Origin of the sequence: Humibacillus xanthopallidus (genome assembly GCF_006717145.1) — a bacterium.
Taxonomy (GTDB): Bacteria; Actinomycetota; Actinomycetes; order Actinomycetales; family Dermatophilaceae; genus Humibacillus; species Humibacillus xanthopallidus.
The window spans coordinates 1,118,534-1,134,610 of record NZ_VFQF01000001.1; the positions used below are offsets into that span (position 1 = coordinate 1,118,534).

The following is a 16,077-nucleotide window of genomic DNA, read 5'->3' on the forward strand; positions in this document are numbered from 1 at the left end:
CTCGAGCCCAACAGACGGGGAGCGTGTGTCGTCCGCTCGAATCCCGTCAGGAGCCCGCATGTCGATCGACCACCTCTCCGCCACCGCGCCCACGCCGCCCGAGTCGCCCGGTGTGGCGGCCGGAGCGTCCTTCGCCGACTTCGTCAGCCGGCACGTCGGCCCCGACTCCGCGGACACCGCGCACATGCTCTCCGTCATCGGCCAGCCGAGCCTCGATGCGATGTGCGACCGCGCCATCCCGGGCGCCATCCGCTCGGAGTCGCCGCTGCGGGTCGAGGCGGCCGCGAGCGAGAGCGCCGTCATCGACGAGCTGCGGGCGCTGGCCGCGCGCAACACCGTGCTCACCTCGCTCATCGGGCTCGGCTACTACGGCACCGTCACCCCTCCCGTGGTGCGACGCAACGTCCTCGAGAACCCCGCGTGGTACACCGCCTACACGCCCTACCAGCCGGAGATCTCCCAGGGCCGGCTCGAGGCGCTGCTCAACTTCCAGACCGTGGTCACCGACCTCACCGGCCTCGACGTCGCCGGCTCGTCGCTCCTCGACGAGGCGACCGCCGCCGCTGAGGCGATGTCGCTCATGCACCGCGTCGGCAAGGCCCCCGCCGACGCTGTCGTCCTTCTCGACACCCGACTCTTCCCGCAGACGATCGCCGTCATGCGCACGCGCGCCGAGGCCATCGGGCTCCCGCTCGTCGTGGCCGACCTGCGTGGCGTGACCGACGAGGCCTCGCTCGCGGCAGCCGCCGACGGCAAGCCCGTCGTCGGCGTGATGGTGCAGTACCCCGACGCGTCCGGCGAGATCGTCGACTGGGCCTCGCTCGCGGCGGCCGCCCACGCGGCAGGGGCGCTCGTCACCGCCTGCGCTGACCTGCTCGCCCTCACCCTTGTCACCGAGCCCGGCGCCTGGGGCGCCGACATCGCCGTCGGCAGCGCCCAGCGCTTCGGCGTGCCGATGGGCTTCGGCGGCCCCCACGCCGGCTACATGGCCGTCCACCGTGGCCTCGAGCGGCAGCTTCCTGGGCGCCTCGTCGGCGTCTCGGTCGACGCGGAGGGCCACCAGGCCTACCGCCTCGCCCTCCAGACTCGCGAGCAGCACATCCGTCGCGAGAAGGCGACCTCCAACATCTGCACCGCGCAGGTGCTCCTCGCGGTCATGGCGAGCATGTATGCCGTGTGGCACGGTCCCGCTGGCCTCGCCGGCATCGCCCGCCGCGTCACCGGCCTCACGGCCGACCTGCGTGCGGCTCTCGTCGCCGGTGGCCTCGACGTCGAGACCACCGCGTTCTTCGACACGATCACGGTGGTCGTGCCGGGTCGCGCCGACGAGGTCACGACCGGCTTCGCCGACCGCGGCATGAACCTGCGCCGGGTCGACGCCGACCGCGTCTCCCTCAGCCTCGACGAGACCTCCACCGCCGCCACGGTGCTCGCGGTCCTCGACGCCTTCGGCGTGAGCTCGCAGGACGCGATGGGGACCATCGGCACCTCGGACGCGACCGGCATACCGGCTGGGCTCGAGCGCTCGTCCGACTTCCTCACCCACCCCGTCTTCCACGCGCACCACTCCGAGACGGCGATGCTGCGCTACCTGCGCCGCCTCTCGGACCGCGACTTCGCGCTGGACCGCGGCATGATCCCGCTGGGCTCGTGCACGATGAAGCTCAACGCGACGACGGAGATGGAGGCCATCACGTGGCCCGAGTTCGCGGGGCTGCACCCCTTCGCACCGGCTGACCAGACCGAGGGCATCCGCGACCTCATCGACCAGCTCTCCTCGTGGCTGTGCGAGATCACCGGCTACGACGCCGTGTCGCTCCAGCCCAACGCCGGCTCGCAGGGGGAGTTCGCCGGGTTGCTCGCGATCCACGCCTACCACCAGGCGCGCGGCGAGGGCCACCGGCGCATCTGCCTCATCCCGGCCAGCGCCCACGGCACCAACGCCGCGTCGGCCGTCATGGCCGGCCTCAAGGTCGTCGTCGTCAAGACGGCCCCCGGCGGCACGGTCGACATGGACGACCTGCGGGCCAAGATCGAGACCCACCGCCACGACCTCGCCGCGATCATGGTGACCTACCCCTCGACCCACGGCGTCTACGAGGACACCATCACGGAGCTGTGCGAGCTCGTGCACGACGCGGGCGGCCAGGTCTACGTCGACGGGGCCAACCTCAACGCCCTCGTCGGGCTCGCCCAGCCGGGCAAGTTCGGCGCCGACGTCAGCCACCTCAACCTGCACAAGACGTTCTGCATCCCCCACGGCGGTGGCGGCCCCGGAGTCGGCCCGGTCGCCGTGCGCGCCCACCTCGCACCGCACCTGCCGAACCATCCGCTCGCCCCGGAGGCCGGTCCCGAGACGGGCGTCGGCCCGATCTCCGCCGCACCGTACGGCTCCGCCGGCATCCTGCCGATCTCGTGGGCCTACGTGCGGCTCATGGGCGGCGACGGCCTTCGGCACGCCACCCAGATGGCGGTGCTCGGAGCCAACTACATCGCCGCGCGGCTGCGCGACCACTTCCCGGTGCTCTACTCCGGTCACGACGGTCTCGTCGCACACGAGTGCATCCTCGACGTGCGCCAGATCACCGCTGAGACCGGCGTCACGGTCGACGACATCGCCAAGCGCCTCATCGACTACGGCTTCCACGCCCCGACTATGAGCTTCCCGGTTGCCGGCACGCTCATGGTCGAGCCCACCGAGTCCGAGGACCGCCACGAGCTCGACCGCTTCTGCGACGCGATGATCGCGATCAGCGGCGAGATCGAGGCGATCCGTCGCGGCGAGGTGGTTGTCGCCGACAGCATGCTGCGCCACGCGCCGCACACGGCGCTCAACGTCGCCGGCCCGTGGGATCACCCGTACGACCGCATCGACGCGGCGTTCCCCGTGGGCGTCAACGCGGCCGACAAGTACTGGCCGCCGGTGAGCCGCATCGACGGCGCCTACGGTGACCGGCACCTCGTCTGCTCCTGCCCGCCGCCGGAGGCGTTCGAGAGCTGAGCGCTGCGGCGCCGGCTGTTCGAGGGCTGGTCACCTCGCGGGTTGTCCTCGCGTTGGTGGCCGGAGTGTGGTTGTCTCGGCTCGTGGGCGCCGATGTCGAGCAGGCCAGGTACACACGCGAGCAGCGACAGCAGTATCGCGAGAAGGTCCGTCGCGACCTCGACGTGTTCGAACGCATGCTCAGCCACAGCCAGTTCGAGTTCGACAAGCCCATGACGGGCATCGAGGTCGAGCTCAACCTCGTGGCGGAGGACCTCGGCCCCAAGCTCGACAACAAGGCGATCCTCGAGCAGATCGCCGACCCCGACTACCAGACTGAGCTCGCGCGCTACAACATCGAGCTCAACGTCCCGCCGCGTCCGCTCCCGGGCGACTCGGCCTTCGAGCTCGAGGCCGACCTGCGCCGCTCCCTCAACCGCGCGTCGGAGCGGGCGGCCGAGCTGCACACCGGCATCGTCGCGATCGGCATCCTGCCGACCGTCATGCCCGAGCACTTCGAGGGCGACTGGATCAGTGAGAACATCCGCTACGCCGCCCTCAACAACGCGGTGCTCGACGCCCGCGGTGAGGACGTCTGGCTCGAGCTCGAGGGGGCAACGGGGGAACGCATCGCCCGCTACTCCGACTCGCTCGCGCCCGAGTCGGCGTGCACCTCGATCCAGCTGCACCTGCAGGTGCACCCCGACCGTTTCGCCGACCACTGGAACGCCGCGCAGGTGCTCGCCGGCCCGCAGCTCGCCCTCGGCGCCAACTCGCCCTTCTTCCTCGGCCAGCGCCTGTGGGCCGAGACCCGCATCCCCCTCTTCACCCAGGCCACCGACACCCGCTCGGTCGAGCTGAAGAACCAGGGCGTGCGACCCCGGGTGTGGTTCGGCGAGCGGTGGATCACCTCGATCTTCGACCTCTTCGAGGAGAACGTCCGCTACTTCCCGGCCCTGCTGCCCGAGATCTACGACGAGCAGCCCGAGGACGTCTTCGAGCGGGGCGAGGTGCCAGAGCTCAAGGAGCTGCGCCTGCACAACGGCACCGTCTACCGCTGGAACCGCCCCATCTACGACACCCACGGCGGCCGCCCCCACCTGCGCGTCGAGAACCGCGTGCTGCCCGCCGGGCCGAGCATCGCCGACGTCATGGCCAACGCCGCGTTCTACTACGGCACGATGCGGGTGCTCGCCGAGGAGGACCGCCCGGTCTGGACCCGGATGAGCTTCTCGGCCGCCGAGGCGAACTTCGAGGAGGGCGCCCGGCTCGGCATCGACGCGCGCGCCTTCTGGCCCGGCTTCGGCGAGGTGCCCGCGAGCGAGCTCATCCTGCGCCGCCTCCTGCCGATGGCCCACGAGGGCCTGTCGAAGTGGGGCGTGTCAGCAGCCGTGCGCGACCGCTTCCTCGGCATCGTCGAGCAGCGCTGCCTCAAGGGTGTCAACGGTGCGTCGTGGCAGACGACGTGCGTCGAGCGCCTCGAGGCCCGCGGCCTGACCCGCGACAAGGCCCTGCGCGAGATGCTGCGCCTCTACATGGAGGGCCAGAGCGCCAACGAGCCCGTCCACACGTGGGAGCTCCCGAGCGCGTGACGCGGGCGCGTCTGTGCCACAAGGAAGCTCACGTATGCCGTGTGGCCGGCGACACGGCATACGCCCCCGATCGGAGGCTCAGTCCTCGGACAGCAGCCGCCAGGGGGAGAGGTTGAACATCCCGATGCAGCGAGTCGAGCGGTGGTGCGTCAGCACGCTCATCGACCCCGCGTCGAGGATGAGGTTCTGACCGAAGCGCGGGTCGAGGCCGAGGAAGGTGGCCGTGAGCACGCGAAGCGCGTGGCCGTGGCCGAAGAGGGCGACGTCGCCGTGCTCGAGGTCCGGCCACACCTTGTCGATGACCTGCTGGGCGCGGGCCGAGACCTGCTCGACCGTCTCGCCGGGGGTGACGCCGGGGCGGACCCCGTCGGCGAAGACCTCCCAGGGGCGGCCGATCTCGGCGCTGATCTGCGTGGTCGTGATGCCCTCGTAGGCGCCGTAGTCCCACTCCTTGAGCAGCGGCTCGACCTCGAAGTCGCCGAGCCCAGCGAGCTCGGCGGTGCGCTTGGCGCGCTGGAGCGGAGAGACGAGGACGCGCTCGAAGCGCTTCTTGCGCAGCACGTCCGCGAGCTCGCGGGCCGCCGACTCGCCCTCGGGCAGCAGCGGGAGGTCGGTCGTGCCGGTGTGCTGGCCGGAGAGCGACCACTCGGTCTCGCCGTGCCGGAAGAGGTAGATGTTGCCGGGAACGACACCGTCGGGGGAGGCCATGGGAGCAATCTATCGGCGGGGGGCCCTGCGTGCCGACGAGCCGCGCGAAGGCGGCGGTCACGGTCTGTGGTTCACGCGCGTGGTCTCGGGCACACTCGGCACATGGACCTGCCCTTCCGTCTGCTCAACGTCTTCTCGCTCGAGGGTGACCCGTTCTCGGGCAACCCGCTCGCGGTCCTCACCGACGCCGGCGACCTCTCCGACGCGCAGATGCAGTCGTGGGCCCGCCAGTTCAACCTCAGCGAGACCGCCTTCGTCACGTCGCACGACGGGGCAGGGAGCGCCGCCGTGCGAATCTTCACGCCCGGTCACGAGATGCCCTTCGCGGGGCACCCGACCCTCGGCACCGCAGCTGTCGTCGCCTCGCTCGCGTCGTCGCCGCTCGACGCGGTGACCCTCACGCTGCCTGCCGGCGACATCCCCGTCTCGCGGCTCGGGTCGGGCTGGAACCTCGTCGCACCGGCTGCCACGACGCGCGCGGTGACGTCCTCACAGGCCGAGTTCGCCGCCGGTCTCGGCATCGAGCCCCACGTCGTCGTCCGCTCCGACGCGCTCTGGGTCAGTGCGGGCGTCGAACAGCTCATCGTGCGCGTCGACTCGGTCGCGGGCGTCCGGGCGTGCCGGCCCGACGCAGCCGCGATGTCAGAGCACATGACCTCGCCGGGGCGACCTCCCCACGTCTACGTCTGGGCGTGGACCGGCCCGAGGTCGATCGAGGCCCGGCTCTTCTACACCCAGGACGGGGCGGTCCTCGAGGACCCGGCGACCGGGTCGGCCTGCGCCAACCTCGGCGCCTGGCTCGTGCACCAGGGGTCGCGCGACGTGTCGGTCGCCGTCAGCCAGGGCACTGCCGTGGGGCGACCGTCGCTGCTGCTGCTCGAGATCGACCCCGAGGGGAGGGTGCACGTGGGTGGTCGCGTCGATCCCGTCGGCTCCGGCACCTGCGTCGCGACCGACGAGACTGTCGCCGACGGGGCGGGTGCCTGATGCCGACCTGGATCGGCTTCCTCAGGGCCGTCAACGTCGGCAAACGGCAGATGAAGATGCAGACGCTGCGAGAGCTGTTGCAGGACAACGGTTTCGACGAGGTGGAGACCCACATCGCGAGCGGCAACCTCAGAGTGCGGTCGGCCACGCGAAGCGTCGCCCGCGTGGAGAGCGAGCTCCGGACGGTCATCAGCGAGGGCTTCGGCTTCGACGTGCCCGTCGTCGTGCGCACACCGGCACAGCTGCGACGGGTGGCCCGAGAGGCGGACGCGCTCGAGTCTCCGATCGCCGCTGACGCCGGCCGCTACGTCACCTTCATGACCGGCGACCTCGACCCGGCCGGCGTCGAGGCCCTGCACGCCTGGGACGCCGACACCGAGGCGGCTCGTGTCGTCGGCAACGACATCGTGCTCTTCCTCGCCGCCGGGGTGCAGGCGGCGAGGCTCAGCAACACGAGGATCGAGAAGCTGACCGGGGCGGTCGGCACCGCGCGCAACATCACCGTCGTGAGAGCCCTGGCCGACAAGTGGGGCGCCTGACGCGCAGACCGTGGGAGGTCAGGCGCGGGCGCGACGGACGAGCTCGAAGCACACCACGGCTCCGGCCGCGGCGACGTTGAGCGACTCGACGCCGGCGGCCATCGGGATCGAGACCCACGTGTCGACGAGCTCGGCCACGTCGGGGGAGAGGCCGGCCGTCTCGCTGCCGAGCACGAAGGCGACCGGCTCCGGCAGGTGCGCGGTGAAGAGGTCGTCGTCGCCCTCGGCGTCGAGCCCGACGATGTGGAACCCGTCCGCCTTGAGGGCCGCGACTGCCTCGCCCGCCGTGAAGGCCTTGAGGATCGGTGCCCGGAAGGCGACGCCGGCCGACGCCTTGACGACGAGCGGGTCGATCGAGGCGACGCCGCGGCGGGGCACGACGATGCCGTCCAGCCCGGCGGCCGTCGCGGTGCGCAGGATCATGCCGACGTTGGCCGGGGTCGTCAGGCCGTCGAGGACGAGCACGGTGCGGAGGCGGGACGCATCGCTATTCAGCGCCGCGTCGAGCGGCAGCATCCGGGGCGCCACGACGTCGGCGAAGACCCCCTGGTCCTGACGGCCGTTGCCAGCCAGCTTCTTGACCCGGTCGGGGCTGGCCAACTGGACGACCAGCCCTCGGCGGCGCGCGGCCGCCCTGATCTCACGGATGCCCTCGCCCCGGGCGCCCTCTGCGATGACGACCTTGTCGACGGTGAGGGAGTCGTCGAGCAGCACCTCGTGCACCGGGTTGCGACCGTAGACGGTGATGAAGCGGTCCTTGGGGGAGATGTCAGCCGTCACGGCATCAGGATGTCATGCGGGCTCGCCCGCCCCGAGGACGAGGTCGAGCATGCGCACGTGCTCGGCGCGCAGCCGCGCCCGCGCCTCGGACACGTCGACGAACGCCGCGACGAGCACCTCGCCGCCGTCGGCCCGCGGCTCGGCGCCCTGCGGTGCTGTCGCCGTCAGCAGCACCTCGATGCGTCCCTCGAAACCCGACCGGACGCACACCACGGCGACGTCCGACACCTCGATCCCCGTCTCCTCACGCACCTCACGCGCAAGTCCCGCCTCCCACGTCTCGCGCCGGACGGCATACCCCGACGGGAGGCCGCACGTGTTGCCCATCCAGTAGCGGTGCTCGAGCACGAGCACCCGGCCGGCGGGGTCACGCACGACTCCCGTCAGCCCGACGAGGAAGGTCGCGTTGCGCCAGCGCACGAGGCGCCACTGGAGGCGCCCGCCGGCGCGGCGCCAGAGGGCGGCTGCCGTCGCATGGGCCCGTTCACTGATCCGCACGCCCTCACCCAACCATGTATGCCGCGCGGCCCGGTGGGCTCGCTCCGACCGCCGCCCCCTCCGCCGAACCACTCCCTCGATCGGTCCGGCGACCCCGCAGGCCGATCTCGGTGCCGATCTCGGTGCCGATCTCGGTGCCGATCGATGGGGCCGGGAATGCCCGGGGAGGCCGTCCTGTTGATATGGTTGAATTCTAAATCACAAAGGAGCTGGGACACATGCAGTTCGGCATCTTCACCGTCGGCGACGTGACCACCGACCCGACGACGGGCCGCACGCCGACCGAGCACGAGCGCATCACGGCCACGATCGCCATCGCCAAGAAGGCCGAGGAGGTCGGGCTCGACGTCTTCGCGACGGGGCAGCACCACAACCCGCCCTTCGTGCCGTCGGCGCCCACGACGACGCTGGCCTTCATCGCCGCCCAGACCGAGCGCATCCTGCTCTCGACGTCGACCACCCTCATCACGACGACCGACCCGGTGCGCATCGCCGAGGACTACGCGACGCTCCAGCACCTCAGCAACGGCCGGATGGACCTCATGATGGGCCGCGGCAACACCGGCCCCGTCTACCCGTGGTTCGGCAAGGACATCCGCGACGGCATCCCGCTCGCCATCGAGAACTACGCGCTCCTCCACCGGCTGTGGCGCGAGGAGGTCGTCAACTGGCAGGGGAAGTACCGCACCCCGCTCCAGGGCTTCACCTCGACCCCGCGCCCGCTCGACGGCATCCCACCGTTTGTCTGGCACGGTTCGATCCGCAGCCCCGAGATCGCCGAGCAGGCGGCCTACTACGGCGACGGCTTCTTCTCCAACCACATCTTCTGGCCGGCCAGCCACACGAAGCAGATGGTCGAGCTCTACCGTCGCCGGTTCGAGCACTACGGCCACGGCAGCGCCGACCAGGCGATCGTGGGTCTCGGCGGACAGGTCTTCATGCGGAGGAACAGCCAGGACGCGGTCCGCGAGTTCCGCCCCTACTTCGACAACGCGCCCGTCTACGGCCACGGCCCCTCCCTCGAGGAGTTCACGCGCCAGACGCCGCTCACCGTCGGCAGCCCGCAGGAGGTCATCGAGCGCACCCTGAGCTTCCGTGACTACGCCGGCGACTACCAGCGCCAGCTGTGGCTCATGGACCACGCGGGCCTGCCCCTCAAGACGGTGCTCGAGCAGCTCGACATCCTCGGCGAGGAGGTCGTGCCGGTGCTTCGCAAGGAGTTCGCCGCCCTCAGGCCCGCCCACGTGCCGGACGCCCCGACCCACGCCAGCCTCGTCGCCGCAGCCGGCGGCGGGCACGACTCCACCGTCCACGCCGTCGACGACGTGACCGGGGCCTCCCCGGAGGCCACGCAGCCCACCACGCCCGACAGCACGACGTCCACCCTGGAGGTGTCGAAGTGAACCCGTTCCACCTCGCCGTCATCACGGCCGGCGTGACCCAGCCGTCCTCGACGCGCCTGCTCGCCGACCGCCTCACGGCAGCGACCGTGGCGGCGCTCGCCCCCCGCGAGGTCGTCGTCGAGGTCGTCGACGTGCGCGACGTCGCCCACGACCTCACCAACAACGTGCTCACCGGCTTCGCGTCGCCGGAGCTGCAGGTCCGGCTCGACGCGATCACGGAGGCCGACGCGGTCATCGTCGCGACCCCGATCTACGCGGCGTCCTACAGCGGCCTGTTCAAGATGCTCGTCGACGTGCTGCCGCAGGACGCGCTGCGCGACACCCCGGTGCTGCTCGGCGCCACGGGCGGCACGGCGCGGCACTCGCTCGCCATCGACCACGCCCTCCGGCCGCTCTTCGCCCACCTCGGTGCCCTCGTCGCCCCGGTCGCGGTCTTCGCCGCGAGCGAGGACTGGGGCAGCACCGACGCCGGTCGTCTCGGTGAGCGCATCGAGCGGGCGGGTCGCACCTTCGCCGCCCTCGTCACCGGACAGCCCCGTGTCGAGCGCATCGACCCGTTTGCCGACGTCACGCCGTTCGAGTCGCTGCTCAGCGGCGCATCACGCTGACCCGGGTGCACTGACCCCGGTTGCTCTAACCCGGTTGCTCTGACCCGGTCATGCCGAGCCTTCGCCCCACCCGGCAGACTGCTCGGCATGACCGCAGAGCCGTCCGGCCCGGCCCTCGCCCGTCGCCTCACCACCGCCGACGCCGTCGTCATCGGCGTCGGCTCCATGGTCGGGGCCGGCCTCTTCAGCGCCTTCGCCCCGGCCGCCCGCGCGGCCGGGGCGCTGTTGCTGCTCTCGCTCGGCGTCGCGGCGATCGTCGCCTTCTGCAACGCGGCGTCGTCGGCCCAGCTCGCGGCTCAGTACCCGACGTCCGGCGGCACCTACGTCTACGGGCGTGAGCGGCTCGGCCCCTGGTGGGGTTTCGTCGCGGGCTGGGGCTTCGTCATCGGCAAGACCGCCAGCTGTGCAGCCATGGCCCTCGTCCTCGCGGCCTACCTCGTGCCCGAGCCGTGGCAGAAGGCAGTCGCCGTCGCGGCCGTCGTGACGCTGGCCGCCGTCAACTACCGCGGCATCACCCGCACCGCGCGGCTCACGAGGCTCATCGTGGCGCTCGTGCTCGTCCTGCTCGCGGTCGTCCTCGTCGCCGTGGCGGCCGCCCGACCGGCTGCCCATCCCGCTGCGGGCATGGGCGCCGTCGGCCCTGGGGGAGTGCTCCAGGGGGCGGCCATCCTCTTCTTCGCCTTCGCCGGCTACGCCCGCATCGCCACCCTCGGCGAGGAGGTCGTCGACCCGGCCCGCACCATCCCCCGGGCGATCCTCGGCGCGTTCGCCGTCGTCGTGCCGCTGTATGCCGTCACGGGCGTCCTGCTGCTGCGCACCCTCGGCGTCGATGCACTCGCCTCCAGCCCGGCGCCGCTCCGTGATGCCGCAGCCACCGTGACCTCCGGAGGCTGGCTCCAGCTCGTCGTCGTCGTGGCCGCCGCCGCGGCGACCCTGGGCGCCCTGCTCGCCCTCATCGCGGGCGTCGGGCGGACCGCGCTCGCGATGGCCCGCGAGGGTGACCTGCCGCGTCCACTCGCCGCCGTCCACCCCCGGTATGCCGTGCCGCACGTCGCCGAGGTCACCGTCGCCGTCGTCGTGTGCGCGCTCGTGCTCCTCACCGACCTCCGGTCAGCCATCGGGTTCTCCTCCTTCGGCGTGCTGACGTACTACGCGGTGGCGAACGCCGCGGCCCTCACCCAGCAGCGGCCCTACCGCAGGTATCCCCGGGTCGTCCCGGTGGTGGGGCTGCTCGGGTGCATGGTCCTCGCGTTCGCTGTTCCGACGACCTCGCTCGTCGCGGGAGTCGTCGTGCTCGCGGTCGGCCTGCTCGGGCGCCTCGTCGTGCGCGGTCGACGCCAGCACCGCGCAGCTGCCTGAGGTACCGGGCAGGGAAGTGCTCCCCATCGACGGGTCCCCGCAGCGGGCCTCGCGTGAGGCCTCGTCGAGGAGGAGGTGGCGATGACCTGTCGCGCCACCGACCACTCACCCAGTGCCCCGTCTCGCGGAGCAGTGGGTCCCACTGCTCCGCGAGACGGGGCAGTGGGTCAGCCGTCGACCGCCTGATCCACGGCCTCGAGGTCGGCCGGCTGCGGCTGCGCCACGTGACCGGCGTAGTCCGCCGCGTGCCTCTTGAGGTAGGCCGTGATGTAGGGACAGAGGGCCACGATGGTGCGGCCGGCCGACACGGTCTCGTCGAGCGCCGTGGCCGCGAGCCGTCCAGCGAGGCCCTTCCCCTCGTAGGCCTTGCTCACCTCCGTGTGGAAGAAGACGACCCGCTCGGCGTGGCCCTCCGAGGCCGGCACGACGGCATACCGCGCGATGCCGATGAGGCGGCCCGCGTCGCGCAGCTCGAAGGCGCCCGCAGCACGGTTGTCGCCCACCTCGATCGCGTCGGCCCCGCTGGCCGCGTCGCCCACCGTGTCGTCGCTCGTGTCGTCGTTCGTGTCGTCGTTCACGTCCTGGCCCACGTCCTCACCCATGGCGCCAAGCATGGCAGGGTGGGCGCATGGCGAGGTACTTCGACGTCCACCCGGTGGACCCACAACCCAGGGCGATCGGGCAGGTGGTCGCGATCCTGCGCGAGGGCGGACTCATCGCCTACCCGACCGACTCGTGCTTCGCCCTGGGCTGCTCCCTCGACAACCCCGAGGGCAAGGAGCGCATCCTGCGCATCCGCCATCTCGACGACAAGCACCACTTCACGCTCGTCTGCTCCGACTTCGCGCAGATGGGCCAGTTCGTGCAGCTCGACAACTCCGTCTTCCGCGCCATCAAGGCCGTGACACCCGGCCCCTACACGTTCATCCTGCCGGCCACTAAGGAGGTGCCGAGGCGCCTGCTGCACCCGAAGAAGAAGACGGTGGGAGTGCGCATCCCCGAGCACCCTGTCGTCCGTGAGCTGCTCAACGCGATGGGGGAGCCGATCCTCTCGAGCACCTTGCTCCTGCCCGACGACGACGAGCCGATGACGGAGGGCTGGGAGATCAAGGACCGTCTCGACCACGTCATCGACGCGGTCATCGACTCGGGGGAGTGCGGGCTCGAGCCGACGACCGTCGTCGACTTCTCCGACGGCTATCCCGTCGTCACGAGGGTCGGCGCCGGCGACCCGACTCCCTTCGAGTGAGCACGACCGCGCCGTCTCGCGGCGACGATCGGCAACTCGACCGCGTGGCCCTCTGTCGCACCGGGCCCGACTGCTGTTCAATCTGGCCATGAGACCCCGCACCGGACCGACGTCGGAGTCGGTCTCCTCCCTCCTGGTCGACCTCGACGAACAGGAGAGAGAGACCATCGAGCTGCGCCTCGAACGCTGGTCCGACGACCTCGTCGACGCGCTGGCCATGCTGTACCCCGGCCACGACGTGTCGGCGCTGACGCTCCGGCTCGTCGAGTCTGCCATCGCCGGCTTCCGCGCCCGCGAGCCCGAGCTGCGGCACCTCGACCAGCGCCGCCTCCTGCGTCCTGACTGGCTACAGCAGCCCGACATGCTCGGATATGCCTGCTACACCGAGAGATTCGCCGACACGTTGGCGGGCATCCCCAGCCGCCTGCCCTACCTCCGCGACCTGGGCGTCACCTACCTGCACCTCATGCCGTTGCTGCAGCCCCGCGAGGGCGACAACGACGGCGGCTACGCCGTGCAGGACTACCGGACGGTGCGGGCCGACCTCGGCGACGTCGACGACCTCCGCGAGCTGACCCGCACCCTGCGCGGTCACGGGGTCTCGCTCGTCCTCGACCTCGTGCTCAACCACGTGGCCAAGGAGCACGAGTGGGCCCGCCGGGCGCGGGCGGGGGAGTCGCGCTACCGCGACTACTTCCACGTGTTCTCCGACCGCGAGATGCCCAACGCCTACGAGAGCACGCTGCCGGAGGTCTTCCCCGACTTCGCCCCGGGCAACTTCACGTGGGACGCCGAGCTCGACGCGTGGGTCTGGACGACCTTCAACGAGTGGCAGTGGGACCTCAACTGGGCCAACCCCGACGTCCTCGTCGAGCTCGCCGATGTCGTGCTCTACCTCGCCAACCTCGGGGTCGAGGTGCTGCGACTCGACGCGATCGCCTTCACGTGGAAGCGGCTGGGCACCAACTGCCAGAACCAGCCCGAGGTGCACGCCGTCACGCAGGCGCTGCGCACGGTGGCTCGCATCGCGGCCCCTGCGCTCGCCTTCAAGGCCGAGGCGATCGTCGGGCCGCGCGACCTCGTGCAGTACCTCGGGCAGGGACGGCACTCGGGGCGTCTCAGCGACCTCGCCTACCACAACAGCCTCATGGTCCAGGTGTGGTCGATGCTCGCGACCGGGAGCACCCTGCTGGCGAAGGAGGCCCTGCGGTCGCTGCCGACGACGCCGCCGAGCGGCACGTGGATCTGCTACATCCGCTGCCACGACGACATCGGGTGGGCGATCGACGACGGTGACGCTGCGGCCGTCGGGCTGAACGGGTGGGAGCACCGGCGCTTCCTGTCCGACTGGTACGCCGGCGACTTCCCGGGCTCGTGGGCGCGAGGACTCGTCTTCCAGCACAACCCGGCCACGGGCGACAAGCGCATCAGCGGCACCGCAGCCGCCCTCGTCGGGCTCTCCGACGCGCCCGACGCGCAGGCCGAGGGCGCGGCCCTCGCCCGGCTCTTCCTCGCCCACGCGATCGTCGCCGGCTGGGGCGGCATACCGGTCGTGTGGAGCGGCGACGAGCTGGGCCTGCCCAACGACCCGCACTGGGCCGACGAGCCCGGTCACGAGGACGACAACCGCTGGGCGCACCGCGAGCGGATCGACTGGACCGAGGCGGCCTCCAGCCGCGATCCCGGCACCCGTGCCGGAAGGGTCTTCCAGGGCCTGGCGCACCTCGCCAGGGTGCGGGCGGGGCTGCCGCAGCTGCACGCGTCCGGAACGACCGACGTCGTCGTCGACACCGAGGACGGCGTGCTGGCCGTGCGCCGCGGCCACCCGAGTGGACCCATGGTGTGCGTCTACAACGTCACGGGGGAGTGGCGCCACGTCTCTCTCGAGCTCTTCAGACAGGCCGGCATCCGCGAGCCCGTCGATGCCATCGGCGGCCACGCGATCTACTCGGGTGCCGACGGTCAGGTCGCCCTGAGCCCGTATGCCGCGTGGTGGGTCGTCGACTCCGCCTGAGTCCCTTGATAAAGGTTATGCGCTAACCTTTATCAAGGGAGGTGACATGACACCAGTGGACTGGCCCGCGCTGGGCAGTGTGACGGTGCCCTGGCAGCCGGTCGAAGGTCTCTTCGACCTGTCCCGTCGCGCCCTGCGCACGACCCCGCGGACGTATACCGCAGCCGTGGTGCCGCGCGTCGCCGAGGCTCCGCTCGTGCTGGGCGGCGACCTCGCGGCCGACCTCGACGACGCGACAAGGCTGTTGGCCACCTTCGATGCCGGGGGAGCGGGGGAGATCGCGCCGTTCGCATCGGTGCTCCTGCGCTCCGAGAGCGCAGCGAGCTCGCAGATCGAGAACCTCACGTCGTCGGCGCGGGCGCTGGCCGAGGCGGAGATCGGGGAGGGATCACGCGCGAACGCCGCGGTGATCCTCGCCAACGTCCGCACGATGCAGGCCGCGCTCGACCTCGCCGGCCGTCTCGACGAGTCGGCGGTGCTGGCTATGCACCGCGCGCTCATGTCGCAGCAGTCGGTCCACGCGGCCGGCGCCTGGCGCGAGCAGCAGGTGTGGGTGGGTGGCTCACCCCTGCACCCCGGCGACGCGCACTACGTGCCGCCGCTCGCGGCCGAGGTGCCCGCGCTCATGGCCGACCTCGTGCGCTTCATGGACCGCGACGACCTTCCGCCGCTCGCGCATGCTGCGCTGGCCCACGCGCAGTTCGAGACGATCCACCCGTTCACCGACGGCAACGGGCGCACCGGGCGCGCGCTGCTGCACTCGGTGCTGCTCCACACCGGAGCCATCCACCGCGTCACGGTGCCGATCTCCGCCGGCCTGCTCGCCCTGCGCGACGACTACTTCGCGGCCCTCACGGCCTATCGCACCGGTGACGCCGAGCCCATCCTGCGCTGCGTGGCGGAGGCCGCGCGCAGTGGCACCCACATCGGTGAGCGGCTCGTCAGGACGCTGCGGGGCGTGCGTGAGCAGTGGGCGGGCCGCCTCACGGCCCGGGCCGGGTCCGCGTCGTGGAGCCTGCTCGACCTGTTGCTGCGCCAGCCCGTCGTCACGGCCCGCGTCGTCGTCCGCGAGCTCGGGGTCACCGCACCCACTGCGCAGTCGGCCCTGCAGCGCCTCGTTGTGGACGGCATCCTCATCGAGTCGACGGGCCACCGCCGCAACCGCGTCTATCGCGCCGCCGACGTCCTCACCGCGCTCGACGCCTATGCCGCCGGGCTCGGGCGTCGGATACGGTGACGCATGAGGTGACGAAATCGGTTGTGCTGCAATGTAATTCGCCGTTAATCGACATTATGCAAAGGGAGCCATGAATGCGGTCGGCGCACCCGTGCTGCTGCACGGGTGCGCCGACGTGGAACT

Annotated in this window: 14 protein-coding genes; 10 read left to right on the forward strand and 4 right to left on the reverse strand. The window is 71.4% G+C overall.

Annotated elements, in window-relative coordinates; genetic code table 11:
- Positions 1-58 precede the first annotated feature (58 nt).
- Positions 59-3,001 (forward strand): aminomethyl-transferring glycine dehydrogenase, encoded by a 2,943-nt coding sequence (gene gcvP / locus FHX52_RS05010; protein WP_141820455.1) that lies wholly within the window; start codon positions 59-61, stop codon positions 2,999-3,001.
- Positions 3,002-3,084: 83 nt separating this feature from the next.
- On the forward strand, positions 3,085-4,572 hold the full coding sequence (locus tag FHX52_RS05015; RefSeq protein ID WP_141820457.1) for a glutamate-cysteine ligase family protein: 1,488 nt from the start codon (positions 3,085-3,087) through the stop codon (positions 4,570-4,572).
- 78 nt (positions 4,573-4,650) lie between these two features.
- On the opposite strand, the gene FHX52_RS05020 is transcribed toward FHX52_RS05015, so the two are convergent.
- Positions 4,651-5,280: a histidine phosphatase family protein gene (locus tag FHX52_RS05020; RefSeq protein WP_141820459.1), complete on the reverse strand. Its 630-nt coding sequence runs from the start codon at positions 5,278-5,280 to the stop codon at positions 4,651-4,653.
- A 102-nt stretch (positions 5,281-5,382) separates the two neighbouring features.
- Between FHX52_RS05020 and FHX52_RS05025 the strand changes: the two genes are divergently transcribed.
- Together FHX52_RS05025 and FHX52_RS05030 are read left to right on the forward strand one after the other, a co-directional pair.
- Positions 5,383-6,267 carry a PhzF family phenazine biosynthesis protein gene (locus tag FHX52_RS05025; RefSeq protein WP_141820461.1) on the forward strand — a complete coding sequence of 295 codons (885 nt, stop codon included), beginning with the start codon at positions 5,383-5,385 and terminating at the stop codon, positions 6,265-6,267.
- The gene (locus FHX52_RS05030; RefSeq protein WP_141820463.1) at positions 6,267-6,806 is read left to right on the forward strand and encodes a DUF1697 domain-containing protein; all 540 of its coding nucleotides are present in this window, start codon (positions 6,267-6,269) and stop codon (positions 6,804-6,806) included. The genes FHX52_RS05025 and FHX52_RS05030 overlap by 1 nt, the downstream gene beginning before the upstream one ends.
- 18 nt (positions 6,807-6,824) lie before the next feature.
- On the opposite strand, the gene FHX52_RS05035 is transcribed toward FHX52_RS05030, so the two are convergent.
- Positions 6,825-7,586 (reverse strand): TrmH family RNA methyltransferase, encoded by a 762-nt coding sequence (locus FHX52_RS05035; RefSeq protein ID WP_141820465.1) that lies wholly within the window; start codon positions 7,584-7,586, stop codon positions 6,825-6,827.
- Between the two features lie 12 nt (positions 7,587-7,598).
- The gene (locus FHX52_RS05040; RefSeq protein WP_185747088.1) at positions 7,599-8,084 is read right to left on the reverse strand and encodes an NUDIX domain-containing protein; all 486 of its coding nucleotides are present in this window, start codon (positions 8,082-8,084) and stop codon (positions 7,599-7,601) included.
- Between the two features lie 218 nt (positions 8,085-8,302).
- Here FHX52_RS05040 and FHX52_RS05045 point away from each other — a divergent pair, with 218 nt between their 5' ends.
- The 3 genes from FHX52_RS05045 to FHX52_RS05055 all read left to right on the forward strand — a co-directional run bounded on the left by FHX52_RS05045 (position 8,303) and on the right by FHX52_RS05055 (position 11,454).
- Entirely contained in the window at positions 8,303-9,487 is a 1,185-nt protein-coding gene (locus tag FHX52_RS05045; protein ID WP_141820469.1) for an LLM class flavin-dependent oxidoreductase, read from the forward strand.
- Complete coding sequence (locus FHX52_RS05050; RefSeq protein ID WP_141820471.1) at positions 9,484-10,095, forward strand: CE1759 family FMN reductase; 612 nt, start codon at positions 9,484-9,486, stop codon at positions 10,093-10,095. The genes FHX52_RS05045 and FHX52_RS05050 overlap by 4 nt, the downstream gene beginning before the upstream one ends.
- An 87-nt stretch (positions 10,096-10,182) precedes the next feature.
- Positions 10,183-11,454, forward strand: coding sequence for an APC family permease (locus FHX52_RS05055; RefSeq protein ID WP_141820473.1), 1,272 nt, complete (start codon positions 10,183-10,185; stop codon positions 11,452-11,454).
- 167 nt (positions 11,455-11,621) lie between these two features.
- On the opposite strand, the gene FHX52_RS05060 is transcribed toward FHX52_RS05055, so the two are convergent.
- Positions 11,622-12,056 (reverse strand): GNAT family N-acetyltransferase, encoded by a 435-nt coding sequence (locus FHX52_RS05060; RefSeq protein WP_141820475.1) that lies wholly within the window; start codon positions 12,054-12,056, stop codon positions 11,622-11,624.
- A 26-nt stretch (positions 12,057-12,082) separates the two neighbouring features.
- Here FHX52_RS05060 and FHX52_RS05065 point away from each other — a divergent pair, with 26 nt between their 5' ends.
- From FHX52_RS05065 to FHX52_RS05075, 3 genes are all read left to right on the forward strand, one after another.
- Complete coding sequence (locus tag FHX52_RS05065) at positions 12,083-12,703, forward strand: L-threonylcarbamoyladenylate synthase (RefSeq protein WP_141820477.1); 621 nt, start codon at positions 12,083-12,085, stop codon at positions 12,701-12,703.
- Between the two features lie 88 nt (positions 12,704-12,791).
- Positions 12,792-14,717, forward strand: coding sequence for an alpha-amylase family protein (locus FHX52_RS05070; protein WP_141820479.1), 1,926 nt, complete (start codon positions 12,792-12,794; stop codon positions 14,715-14,717).
- Positions 14,718-14,763: 46 nt separating this feature from the next.
- Positions 14,764-15,954 (forward strand): Fic family protein, encoded by a 1,191-nt coding sequence (locus FHX52_RS05075; RefSeq protein ID WP_141820481.1) that lies wholly within the window; start codon positions 14,764-14,766, stop codon positions 15,952-15,954.
- Positions 15,955-16,077: the final 123 nt, after the last annotated feature.